This window comes from Paenibacillus sp. BIC5C1 (assembly GCF_032399705.1).
Lineage (GTDB): Bacteria > Bacillota > Bacilli > Paenibacillales > Paenibacillaceae > Paenibacillus > Paenibacillus taichungensis_A.
The window spans coordinates 5,401,070-5,413,322 of the sequence record NZ_CP135922.1; the positions used below are offsets into that span (position 1 = coordinate 5,401,070).

The following is a 12,253-nucleotide window of genomic DNA, read 5'->3' on the forward strand; positions in this document are numbered from 1 at the left end:
GTTAATCCACACTTTATTTCCTCTCTACATCAAACATCGATTTCTGTTCTGATACTATAAAATGATATCTACATAATCTAAATCAGTTCCTGCTTCCGCTTCAAATACCCGTACAACACTATTCCAGATGCCGCACAGATCACAGCGCATAGGCCGATGAATCCGTACCCTGCTTGAAGTCCGCGTAGTAACCCCAACTGAGTCGTTGGACCGTACATATTCTTCACACCTTCAATGACCCAGCCAATCACATAGTTACCAATGACACTTCCGACCCCCATGAGGGTGACCGTCAACGTAATCGCGGTGTCACTGCCGTTCGGATACCTGCGTGCGATAAATGCCATCACCGTTGGATAGATCATCGCAATACCCGCACCGGATACCGCAAAGAAGAATGCAAGACTCTCTCCTCCTGTAAGCGCCACAAACGTACACACCGCCGAGAAAGCCGAGAACAGAATGAGCGACAACACAAATCCGATTCGGTCCGTTAGTGGACCCAGCAGCAGACGACCTAACGAGAAAGCAAGGAAGAACGCAGAGAGCAGCCCAGATGCTTTGACCGTGTCCCACGTATAGGCTTTCTCCAGGAAGTTAACGAGCCAACCCCCAACCGCCAGCTCCGATACCACGCCAAAAGAAAGAATGAGCACCATCAGCCAGATGGCTGGATCACGTGTTAACGTCTTGAGCGAGGTCCGATCTTCATGAGGAAGATCATCCCCCGGAAATTTGCTGCGCAGTGCCGCAATGATCGGCAGCAAACAGAGTGACAGCATCACGAGATACATGCCGCGCCAGTCCAGTACGTGTCCGAACACGCTTAACGACATCACCCCTGTCGCCAATAAAGGCGCCACCGTTGAACTCAGCCCATAGAAGAAATGGGACAGGTTCATCATCGTACCTGTGTTTTTCACAAAGATCCGCGCTCCCAGAATTGCCAAGGCAATCTCCAGCATGCCGTTTCCGATATACATGAAGAAGTATGATGAAGCAAAAAGTGGATATGTATGAGATACGTAAATGAACACACCCGAGAGAATCATCGATGCAAATGAAATGATGCTAACCGCCTTAATGCCCCATTTGCGTACCAGGATGGCGGTGAATGAGCAGGCGATCAAGTAACCCAGCGCATTCAGGGACAACAGCGTCCCGAGCTGTTTCTCATCCAGATTGAAGTCGAATTGAATACGCGGGATGGCTGGTCCCTTAATATTTTCCGATATGCCGAATACGATAAATCCCAGAAAGATCGTGGCCAGTTGCATGGCGTATAGTTTGTTGAACTTTTTCTTGGTTCCTTCTGTACCTGCTTGCTGATTCAAATTAAGTTCCTCCATTATGGCGCCATAAAATGTGGTTGACTACCATTGTTTCTCGATCAGTTGGATGCGGTAAGTCAGGCTCTCCAACGTAACAGCGACCACTCCAGTAAGGTATTCTCGTCGTGTGTCTCGCTGAATGATCAGTTTGGGCATATGCTCCTGTGGGATCATGTCCCGACAACCTTGAGTCAGGCCATCCAGCATGGACGGGTCCATCGTATCCCCTGTAACCACAATCGTAGCCGGGTTGATGATTGCGATAATGGATACCAGCGTCTGTACCACCAGTTCCTGCAATCCTTCCGTCGTTTTCAACATTCGCAGTTGTTCTTCCCGTGACACGCCAAATGGCAGAAAAGATACCTCTCCACCAAATTGCGTATTCCCTGTGAGCGGACGACCATCAATGATAAAGCCTGCACCCGGAAAATGATTCTCCGGAAAAGTCACTACCGCAAAGTTCTTCTCTTCCTCAAATTGCTGCTGATTGTACAGTCCGTAGACCGTCAGGTTCATGTCATTGCCAATGACTACTTCCACATCATCATACTGTTCCTTGAGCCTTGGCCCTAACGGTTGACCCGCCAGATCCGGTACGTCGCATATGCCAATCACACCGTTGTGTGCCACCCCTGGTATACCAATGCCAATGGCCTGCACATTGTGATGCGTTTCGATCAGTCTCGCAATCAAATCCTCTACCACAGTCACATTGATCTCATCCAAAATAAGAGTCTCTTCGTCCGTCATTTCCCCGTTCAGATTGGCATGGGTATGTGTGATCGAGTGAATGCCGCCCTCTGTTCGAATGATCAGGCAAAGAACGCTCGCGTAGTCCGCATTAAACTGATATCGACTGGCTGGTCTTCCCCCACTAGATTCATCCGGGCCCAAATCAATAATTTCACCAGTTTGGAGCAATTCGTTCAGGATCGTGCCGCATGTTGCAACACTGAGTTTGGTCAGGTTCGCAATGGAAGCCTTCGTGCCTACGTCCATTGATCGAAGCGTATTCTTCACAAGTTCAACGTTGATCCGCTTCACCTGTTGGGTGTTGTGTGATGTAGGTAACATGGTTTGTATGCCTCCTTTCGTTCATTTCGAACCATTCAATGAATGTTTTTAAAAGTGTTTTAATAATTGAAGTGTAGGGGGATTTGGGAGGAAAGTCAATGCTTAATTGGGAGCAATAATCGTTTGGATGGAAAGGCAAAAAGACAGTTCAAGATCATCTTATATGATCCTGCGCTGCCTTTGGTTAAGGTGTTTTTATGTAGACTGGCTCATCCGATTCGCTAAGATGCTCTTCTCCAGTCGGACTTTAAATAGCTTTCGGTTCAAATCCTGTTCCATGGAATGAAGGTGATATGCTGCTTGTTTCACGGTATCCATCTCTAGCACACCTGCCTGCTTCGCAATGATGTCCATGGCGTCCAAGATTAGTTTGTTGCATGTGATGAGTTGATCAACGTAATCGTCTTCCTGTATTACGAGTTGTGCGTACTGCAAAGCGAGGTCTTCGCTGTTGGTACTTGTCATGTCACCACCCCTAAAATTGGTACGCATAAGAGTACCAGGTATACAAAAAGTATATGGTACGCTCATGCGTAACGTCAAGACCATATGGAAATTTTAGGAGTGATACTCATGGCTAAGAAAGTCGTCGTCAACATTCATAAACTCACGGAAAAACATAATATCTCTTTGCGTGAACTAGCACGATTGTCTGATATCCGACACGCTGCGTTGAGTGAGTTGCAGTCTGGGAAACGAGAGAATATCAATTTTACTCATATTGAGCGGATTGCCGAGGCGTTGGATATAGATGATATAAGAGAGATTATTGAGATTCATGAGGATTAGTTTCTTTACCTTGATGAAATAATCACCAACCATTTTCTTGTCAAATGACTTTTCACACATAGCTGCCAATTACATGTACGACAAAAAGGAGCTGCCACTAGGTAGCTCCTTTACTATCGTTATACAGACGATACTATGAATGAGTATCTCAATTAATAATTTTGGATTGATTACTTTCCTTGATTTAATCGATAAAATGTACATTTTGCAGGAACCTTTTCAGTATAACCGCTGCCTGCGCCCTCGTTACATTCTCCGTCGGGGCAAAGCGTCCGTCCTCCATCCCTTTCATTATGCCGTCTTCCCATACCCGGACTACTGGAACCTGCGCCCAGGAAGAAATGGAGTCTCGATCCGTGAAAGTTTCCAGATGGCCTCCCTCTTGCCCATCACTACCGTTTCCATGGCTGGTGAAGGTTAAAGCGCCAGCCATCAAAACAGCCATTTGCTCGCGAGTAATTGGATCGTTAGGCGCAAAACGGCCGGAACCGATGCCGCTAACCAGCCCGCTAGCCACTGCCGAATTTACTGCAGATGCATACCATGCGGATGCAGGGACATCCGTAAAACGATCACTGCCCTCGCTCCCCTTCACGGATAGCCCTAGTGCACGAACGAGCAAGGCTGAGAATTCCGCTCGTGTAACGGTTCCCTCTGCATCAAAACGGTCAGCAGCCACGCCGTTCACCAGCAGTTTGGACGCCAGATGCTCTATATCCACTTTCGCCCAATGTCCACTTAAATCGGCGAAGGTTCGGGCTTGCACATTTACGACTGTGTATAAGCTGTTATGTGGCACGTTCAGAATCGCTTCATTAGTGCCGTCTGGACCGGTTTCCATCTTTGCTGGAACAAACACGACGGTTCCGTTCTCCGGGATATACTGAACGGCAACCAGGTTATGATTTGTGTTCTCTCGGTCCAACTTAATGGTACGAATCGTGTACGATCCGCCATAGTCGTGCACCTCCAACATTTGCCCGTTTGCTTCGACCATCACCTTGTAGTCAATAACGTCAGCGAAAACAGAAAAACCTTTGGAAACGCCGATCCGATTGATCTCTTCCCGAATTTGCTCACCGGCCAACTCCTGTATGATGTTCACGGTCAAATTCGATATTTCCGCATCGAGACGCTCCGCCAAGCGGATCAGATTGATTGCGCTTAACCGTAATTGGTAGCTAGAATCGTTCAACCTCACCTCTATAATTGTATTAGGATTAGCTTTGACCATATCCGCGATCCAGTCAGCTTGAAGCTGTGCCTGTACTACTTGCTCCCGATTGCCGATTGTAATGCTGACAAACGGTTTCATCGTATCTTTCAAGAGTTCCAGCACTTGCTTCCTCGTCCGTTCAGGGAGGATGATTTTCTCGATCATCGTGCCGTCCGAACGTTTGACTTGTTTGATGTCGGATGGATCGATAACAATTGTAATCCCACCATTCGGAGCTAACTTCACAGTTGTCCCAGATGTGCCTGATCGATCGTCGTTACCCGATGATGGGACCGGTCGATTGCCGTTATCCGACGAAGACGGAGTTAAGATCCCAGTTACAGTGATCGTTTTCACTGCTTCATTGCCTGCTTTGTCGAGGGCATAAACCGTATAGTCGCCGTTGGTAGTAATAGTGAATTGAGGTACGGCCAAAATATCGTTTCCTTTCGTTCCGCCGACAAAATCAACTTCACTAAGACTTCCAGGCAGCCAACGGAGCTGCGTCATGGCATTTCCCGCAGCCACCCCATACACGCTTGCCATCACACTTATCGTTTTACGTTCCAATCCGTTCGGTACAACCGTCAGGGCAACCTCGGGCGGGATCGACGCGATACGAATTCCGCTCACGTCCGGTGCTGCGTAAGTTAGCGTAGCTGAGTGCCCGCTAGAGGTGCGAACGATACTTGCACCGTTTGGGAGCTCCAATGCTGCAGCAACTTCAATTCCGTCAACATCCGCCAACCCCCCAGGAACTTCGAATTCGAAAGTAAGTTTTGTCACTGCCTCGCCGCGTGCTCCCATATATGAGGCATATACCGTCTGAGTGACGGAATTATCTCCAACCCTGATCGGAACGACCGGTGTCCCTATTACGGTTACTTCATATCCGTAAAATACTGTAAAGCGAAGCGTATCTCTCGTTCCGTACAAATCATTGACCGGTGCGGTTAGCACCACTCCCACCCAAGCGGCTTCAAACACCGCCATAGCGTCATTCAAACTGACAGTTGCTTCATCCAAACGAGTCTGAGATTGATTTTCCGCATCGTCGGCAATAGCCTGCGCTGCATCTATCGCGGTCTGCAGGGTAGCGCGATCTCCTGCCGAAGTTTGCCCTACATCCGTTCCTTCGGGATGATCTGCCAATGCCTGCTGCGCTGCCTTAATCGCCGAGTCCAGTGCAGTCGGAATGCCCGCTTGTATCACAGCGGCATTAAAGACTTGAACCGCTGAATCTAACTCGTTAACCGCGGTATTCAGTTGATCCTGTGTGTAATTGCCCCCGTTATCGAGAATCTGCTGCGCAACATCCAGTGCAGTTTCCAGCGCGGTGCGCGTTCCTGCCGAAGTCTGCCCTACATCCGTTCCTTCGGGATGATCTGCCAATGCCTGCTGCGCTGCCTTAATCGCCGAGTCCAGTGCAGTCGGAATACCCGCTTGTATCACAGCAGCATTAAAAACTTGAACCGCTGTATCTAACTCGTTAACCGCGATATCCAGTTGATCCTGTGTGTAATTGCCCGTGTTAACAAAAATCTGCTGCGCTACATCCAGTGCAGTTTCCAGGGCAGCGCGCTCTCCTGCTGAAGTCTGCCCTACATCCGTTCCTTCGGGATGATCTGCCAATGCCTGCTGCGCTGCCGTAATCGCCGAGTCCAGTGCAGTCGGAATACCAGCTTTTATCACAGCAGTATTAAAAACTTGAACCGCTGTATCTAACTCGTTAACCACAGTATCTAGTTGAGTCTGCGTGTAATTGCCCGCGTTAAGGAGAATCTGCTGTGCCGCATCTAGCACAGTTTCCAGTGCGGTGCGCGTTCCTGCCGAAGTCTGCCCTACATCCGTTCCTTCGGGATGATCTGCTAACGCCTGCTGCGCAACCGTGATCGCCGCGCCAAGCGCCGTCGGAACACCCGCTTGTATCACAGCGGCATTAAAAACTTGGACCGCTGTATTTAACTCGTTAACCGCGGTATCCAGTTGACCCTGCGTGTAATCGCCCGCGTTATCGAGAATCTGCTGCGCCGCATCCAGTGCAGTTTCCAGCGCGGTGCGCGTTCCTGCCGAAGTTTGCCCTACATCTGTTCCCTGAGGATGATCCGTCAACGCCTGCTGCGCCGCCGTGATCGCCGAGTCCAGTCCAGTCGGAATACCCGCTTGTATCACAGCAGCATTGAAGACTTGAACCGCTGCATTTAACTCGTTAACCGCGGTATCCAGTTGATCCTGTGTGTAATTGCCCGCGTTATCAAGGATCTGCTGCGCTGCATCGGTTGCGGATTGCAGTGCAGTGCGAGCTCCTGCCGAAGTTTGCCCTACATCTGTTCCCTGAGGATGATCCGTCAACGCCTGCTGCGCCGCCGTGATCGCCGAGTCCAGTCCAGTCGGAATACCCGCTTGTATCACAGCAGCATTGAAGACTTGAACCGCTGCATTTAACTTGATAACCACGGTATCCAGTTGATCCTGTGTGTAATTGCCCGCGTTATCAAGGATCTGCTGCGCTGCATCGGTTGCGGATTGCAGTGCAGTGCGAGCTCCTGCCGAAGTCTGCCCTACATTCGTTCCTTGCGGATGATCCATCAATGCTTGCTGCGCCGCCGCAATCGCCGCCCGCAACGCTGCGGGATTGCCAGCCTGAACAATTTGAGCATTGAATGCCTCAATTGAAGAGATCAGAGGAGTTGCAGCGCTAGCTAGGTCGGAGGCGATGGTGGCATTCCCGATTCCGTCGATAAAAAGCATGGCTGCGTCATAGGCTGACAATAAGTCGTTGTAGGCATTGGCCGAAACTTGTCCTACGCCGGTGCCAACCAGTTTACTTTTCAACAACGACTTGGCGCTAGAGAGCGCTTGAAATAACGCCGTTCCGTCCACAAACGTATGTCCGTTGCTTGACGCATAAGCGGCTACAGGAGAATTCTCAATACCAAATATTTTCAGATTGCTCGGATTACTCGCAAATACACCTGAACCAAAAGTTGTTGCATCGCCTAACACAGTTATACTAGTCAAGCTGTTATTATAGAATGAACTACTGGCGACATTCGTTACGCTGGCTGGGATGACAAGTTTCGTAATGTGATTGGTGTCGAAAGCCCCGCCATTAATCGTCTTCAAATTTTCCGATAATTTAATTGATGTTAAATTATTCACTCAACTTTCGCACCTAGAATATTGAGTCAACCCCTTGTGGGCGTAAGAGAATTTAAACATTACTGTTTCTCTTGACAAAAAAAACACCTTGCTTGTTTAGTATCATGGAAGTGCGACCAACCATGAACAAGAAAGGTGTGTAACCCTATGTTACAACAACATTCCCTGTCTGACCAGTCTCGTTTTTCTAAACTTTTTGCTTCACTTCACATCGGGAAAGCTTTGCGGCATGCAGGGATTTCCAAATCGTTTGGTCTTTCGAGTTTAGCTATTTTTCGAATCGTGTTCTCCTTGGTTTTTGAAGGGAAGAACTGGTTTCGCCTGTTGGAGAGTAACCGCGGAGCCGATCTGCCAGGTAAAGATGTCATCTATCGATTCTTGAATCAATCTTCCTTTGCTTGGCGGCGATTTTTGCAGACATTAAGTCTCCAGATCGTACGCTATTTTGAAACGCTCATTTCCTCCAAACGCGTACGTGTATTTATTGTGGATGATTCGGTGCTCAGCCGAAACCGGAGTAAAAAAGCAGAACTGCTGGCACGTGTGTTTGACCATTCTGCAGGCAGGTACATCAAAGGCTACACGATGCTCACACTCGGCTGGTCGGACGGTTTTAGCTTTGCACCGCTCGATTTTGTCATGCTGTCTTCCGCCAAACTGGCCAATCGTTTTTGCGAAATGGCCTCCCATCTCTCGAAACGCAGCCATGGATACAAACGCCGAATAGAGTCTTTTTCTCGGAAGCCCGATGCCGTTGTGGGCTTGTTAGATCGGGCGTTAAAAGCCAGCTTCACGGCGGATTATGTTTTGATGGACAGCTGGTTTACGCAGGTTCCATTACTTCGCGAGCTCACAGCCAGAGGTCTGCCGGTGATTGGAATGATTAAAGAAATGAAGCAACGGTATCTCGTACAGGGACAGCGTATGACGCTAGGTGCTGTGTTTCAAAGCCTGCCTAAATCGAGTTCAAAAGACATCAAAGGCTCCGTGGTCGTACATACGTCGTGCGGTCTGCCCGTGAAGCTTGTTTTTGTGCGCAATCGGAATAAAAGACGGGAATGGCTTACCATTTTAAGTACAGACGTCACGCTGGATGCGGCAGAAATTGTACGAATTTACGGCATGCGTTGGAGTATTGAGACCTTTTTTAAAGTGACCAAAAGCTATTTAAAACTAGGAACCGAATTTCAGGGCCGTTCCTTCGACCAACTGATTAGCCACACGACGGTTGTATTCAGCCGTTATTTAGCGATGGAATACGAACGACGCGAAACCAATGATGACCGAACCCTGGGAGGACTCTTTTTCCTCTTTGCCGATGAGGTTCGGGATCTGGACTTTCAAACCGCGCTTCAGCAGCTGATGCGTTTATTTCTCGACATGTCTCAAGCGAAAACGAAAACGAACAAAATGGACGTTTTTTGTCAACTACAAGAATGGATCTCCGGTTTACCCAGCTATATCAAGGGTTTGTTTGGAGATTTAAGCTGCGAAAGTTGAGTTATTCATATAAAAAGAATAATTGCCGATCATCGTCACACTATCCGGAAAAACGACTGTTGTAAGCGGATTGTTCTCAAATGCGCTGGAGCCGATCGTTAACAAACCGTCTGGAAGTTCTATGGAAGTGAGGCTGGTATAACGGAAGCCATACGTTTGAATGACCTTCACAGTGTCCGGAATCACGACGCTCGTAATTCTAGGTTTGCCTGTATTATACGTATCAAATGCTGCTCTCCCAATTTCAGTTACCGAAGTTCCCTCATACTCATCGGGAATAACTACATTCAGATCCGTACCCTTGTAGTCCGTAACCGTTGCGCCATTGGGGCCGATTGTAAAAGTAAAATCGTTCTCAGCTGCATGGACAGGCAGAATCTGTGAGAATGAAGTCCCAAACGTAAATATTACAATTAATAGACATATGGCTGTTTTTTTCATGGATTTTCTCCTTTGTTATAACGCTTAAAGTGAGATGATAAAGAGTAGAAAAATTTCGGATGAGCGGGATAGGGCTAGGCTTGCAAGTGGATGGCAACTACATTTGATTATTAAGAAGGCTAATAAAAGAATAATGAAAAAATTAGCATATTTCTCTAACGCCTGAGGAGTCGAATCGATCGTAGGGCGGTGGGCTATATCGATAAGGCATAATCCACCGTTTATCATTTGCTTCACTATTGGTTTGCCTTCAGCAAGTGAAGAGTGGTCAGATTGAAATTTTGGCGCAGATCATGCTGCTTGTACTGGCTCATTTCCATGGGGAACGAGCTGCATTAAGTTGGACATTGCTTTGCGGGCGCAAAACAGACAACTCTTTAGCGTCACGGAAACGATTGGTGCAAGGCACAATGAGTCAGGATGCGAAACATTGGAAAACCTAACCTTTTTATTGTCATGGACCGTTGCGGAATGCGTCACGGTGGAATGCTGATGAAGACTCTGAGATCTTTCACGATTTCACATGCCAATTGGGAACGCCACAGTGCCGTTCCAAGCGCGTCATCGTGTTGTCTTCTTTCGTGATTTTGAGGGAATTGAAATTCGTGTGATGACCGATTAATCTTTCGTACAACCGAAACTATCTTCTATGGTCAGTTGTTCTCTGCACTTATCGTCTTTGTGCTGCTCAAATGGCTGTTTGATGCTTTTAGACGAGTTGCCGGTCGAATGGAAGATTCGTATAAATCTTAGGTTGAATCTCCATTACGGATCACCTCCGGTCACAAATTCTGGTTAATCAACAGGCCTGCTAACATCTAAGACTTAGCCTCCATCAATAACCATATTCCTTTTTACCTCACTTATTATATACGATTTGTTAAACACAGGACATAAGTCTCTTATGTTTACTTGAGTACACCTAAATTCTTGTTGCATAACTATTTGATCCTTGTATTAACTAGGACCATTGCTTCATTATTTTATGGATTAATAATCTACTCATATGTGGACCACAGAATGAAGTTCCATCATAGAAGAATTGGAGCTAAAATAATTTTCATTCTCTTAGTGGGGGAGTAACTAATATCGATTGATCCAAGTACTTGGGAAACGGGATATAACAGCATTGATAAATTTTATGTCTCTGGAGTTACCAATCAGAAACAATGGACCTATGCATCAGGACAGTATACTGGTTGCTCACCTACCGCAGCCTCAAACATTGCAATGTGGTTTGCAAAAAGTTATCCTTCTTTAAATCCTACAAATAACCAAAGAGACATAGTTATGTCTTTAAGAAAAGAGATGGGAACTACACAGACCAGTTCGGGTGAGGGTCTAACTGACTTTTATTATATCGACGATGGACTGCAATCCTACTTCAGAAAAAATGGAAGACCTAACGCTGAAGTACAAAATGGACTCTTGCCTGATTACGACATTTGGAAAATGAGAATTAAATATAAAGGAGATCAAGAAAGATGAGAAAAAAACGAATATTAATAGGCATTTGTACGGTAGTTGGCTTATTACTACTCAGTGAAATTATCCTTTGGTCTTCGGGAAGAGTTGGATTAATAAACACAGCGAACAGGTTTATCTCTGGCGCTCCTAATGTTGAAATACAAGGGAAGAGATTATCTTATCAAGGAACTATTCAAACTAGTCTTTCCAATCTAGACGAGTATACATCAAGTGATGAAGGTGAACCTCTGTATAAAGCCAAGGGTACACCACCAAATCCACCATGGATATATGTAAAAAAGGATTTGAATACTTTTTTCCGTTATAAAATTCCACATGTACCTTGGCGAATATAATCTAGATAGGAACTAAACATATTTCCCCTCTCACATTAATGATTTTATAAGATAAATAAAGAGCGCCGCTTGGCGCACTTTATTTGTAAATTCTATAATCCTCTATACTAATCCCCATTGACACCCCCTCCAAAAAAGTCTATCCTAATAACGAACCAACCATTCACTATTAAGGAGTCGTTCCCGATGGTGCAAGCCAAGAAAGACGAAGTCAGGAAAGAGATTGAATATGCGGCGCTCAAAGTCTTTTTTGAAAAAGGCTATGCGGATGCCAAGATGAGCGATATCGCGGATGAGATCAATATTTCCGTGGGCAATATCTATACTTATTTTAAGAATAAAAAAGAACTCTTCTACGCCGTCGTGCCACCGGATCTGGTGGATTATCTGAAGAATGTGTTGGTGGATACGATTCACTTTGATAATCAAACCCTGTTCGAGGAAGCAGATAGCGAGCGAAAGTCGGCGCTGTTGCAGGAACAGGTGGATGTATTGCGTAAATATCGGAATCAGATCGTCATTATCTTCGAAAAGAATAAAGGTACGATTTACACCAACGCCAAGAACGAACTTGTCGAGCTAATGATTGAAACCAAGAAGGCCTATCTGAAGAATCAATATAAACGGTATGAGATTGGCACCGAGGAGAACTTGATCTTGCTGAACATTCTCGCGCATAATGTGATCGACATGAACCTTGATCTATTAAAGCGAGATATGAGTGAGGACAGCCGGAAGCAAATATTTGAAGCGTTGTATGTATACAGACTGTACGGTATGAAGAGCCTCAACGAATAACGCTCCATCTCATCACTTATCTAGGTAGCCAAAGCGTGCAGATCATATCAACTCCAATTGGTTTGCACGCGAAAAAACTTAATCATAGATCAGCCTATTTTTTTGACCTAAAAATG

9 protein-coding genes are annotated in these 12,253 nt (G+C 46.4%); 4 read left to right on the forward strand and 5 right to left on the reverse strand.

Translation table 11 applies throughout. The features are described 5' to 3' along the window. Window positions 1–77 precede the first annotated feature (77 nt). The 3 genes from RS891_RS24230 to RS891_RS24240 form a co-directional block, all read right to left on the reverse strand. Window positions 78–1,277: an MFS transporter gene (locus tag RS891_RS24230; protein WP_315796420.1), complete on the reverse strand. Its 1,200-nt coding sequence runs from the start codon at window positions 1,275–1,277 to the stop codon at window positions 78–80. A 96-nt stretch (window positions 1,278–1,373) separates the two neighbouring features. Then, complete coding sequence (locus RS891_RS24235; RefSeq protein ID WP_315793422.1) at window positions 1,374–2,408, reverse strand: ROK family protein; 1,035 nt, start codon at window positions 2,406–2,408, stop codon at window positions 1,374–1,376. Between the two features lie 195 nt (window positions 2,409–2,603). Beyond that, on the reverse strand, window positions 2,604–2,873 hold the full coding sequence (locus RS891_RS24240) for a hypothetical protein (RefSeq protein WP_315793423.1): 270 nt from the start codon (window positions 2,871–2,873) through the stop codon (window positions 2,604–2,606). 108 nt (window positions 2,874–2,981) lie between these two features. On the opposite strand from RS891_RS24240, the gene RS891_RS24245 reads away from it, so the two are divergent. Then, window positions 2,982–3,197 carry a helix-turn-helix domain-containing protein gene (locus RS891_RS24245; protein ID WP_315793424.1) on the forward strand — a complete coding sequence of 72 codons (216 nt, stop codon included), beginning with the start codon at window positions 2,982–2,984 and terminating at the stop codon, window positions 3,195–3,197. Between the two features lie 184 nt (window positions 3,198–3,381). Here RS891_RS24245 and RS891_RS24250 read toward each other — a convergent pair whose 3' ends face one another. Beyond that, window positions 3,382–7,575 carry an S-layer homology domain-containing protein gene (locus RS891_RS24250; protein ID WP_315793425.1) on the reverse strand — a complete coding sequence of 1,398 codons (4,194 nt, stop codon included), beginning with the start codon at window positions 7,573–7,575 and terminating at the stop codon, window positions 3,382–3,384. A 147-nt stretch (window positions 7,576–7,722) separates the two neighbouring features. On the opposite strand from RS891_RS24250, the gene RS891_RS24255 reads away from it, so the two are divergent. After that, a complete protein-coding gene (locus tag RS891_RS24255; protein ID WP_315793080.1) occupies window positions 7,723–9,075 on the forward strand; it encodes an IS4 family transposase in 1,353 nt (450 codons plus the stop codon). Here RS891_RS24255 and RS891_RS24260 read toward each other — a convergent pair. Then, window positions 9,058–9,516: a leucine-rich repeat domain-containing protein gene (locus RS891_RS24260; RefSeq protein WP_315793426.1), complete on the reverse strand. Its 459-nt coding sequence runs from the start codon at window positions 9,514–9,516 to the stop codon at window positions 9,058–9,060. The genes RS891_RS24255 and RS891_RS24260 overlap by 18 nt on opposite strands. A 1,484-nt stretch (window positions 9,517–11,000) precedes the next feature. Here RS891_RS24260 and RS891_RS24265 point away from each other — a divergent pair. Both RS891_RS24265 and RS891_RS24270 read left to right on the forward strand, forming a co-directional pair. Next, window positions 11,001–11,339 carry a hypothetical protein gene (locus tag RS891_RS24265; RefSeq protein WP_315793427.1) on the forward strand — a complete coding sequence of 113 codons (339 nt, stop codon included), beginning with the start codon at window positions 11,001–11,003 and terminating at the stop codon, window positions 11,337–11,339. Between the two features lie 186 nt (window positions 11,340–11,525). After that, window positions 11,526–12,137: a TetR/AcrR family transcriptional regulator gene (locus RS891_RS24270; protein WP_315793428.1), complete on the forward strand. Its 612-nt coding sequence runs from the start codon at window positions 11,526–11,528 to the stop codon at window positions 12,135–12,137. Window positions 12,138–12,253 lie beyond the last annotated feature (116 nt).

Bases quoted from the DNA above. Each gene is read 5' to 3' on its own strand.
- RS891_RS24230 (WP_315796420.1), bottom strand. From the start codon at position 1,277: ATGCAACTGGCCACGATCTTTCTGGGATTTATCGTATTCGGCATATCG.
- RS891_RS24235 (WP_315793422.1), bottom strand. From the start codon at position 2,408: ATGTTACCTACATCACACAACACCCAACAGGTGAAGCGGATCAACGTT.
- RS891_RS24240 (WP_315793423.1), bottom strand. From the start codon at position 2,873: ATGACAAGTACCAACAGCGAAGACCTCGCTTTGCAGTACGCACAACTC.
- RS891_RS24245 (WP_315793424.1), top strand. From the start codon at position 2,982: ATGGCTAAGAAAGTCGTCGTCAACATTCATAAACTCACGGAAAAACAT.
- RS891_RS24255 (WP_315793080.1), top strand. From the start codon at position 7,723: ATGTTACAACAACATTCCCTGTCTGACCAGTCTCGTTTTTCTAAACTT.
- RS891_RS24260 (WP_315793426.1), bottom strand. From the start codon at position 9,516: ATGAAAAAAACAGCCATATGTCTATTAATTGTAATATTTACGTTTGGG.
- RS891_RS24265 (WP_315793427.1), top strand. From the start codon at position 11,001: ATGAGAAAAAAACGAATATTAATAGGCATTTGTACGGTAGTTGGCTTA.
- RS891_RS24270 (WP_315793428.1), top strand. From the start codon at position 11,526: ATGGTGCAAGCCAAGAAAGACGAAGTCAGGAAAGAGATTGAATATGCG.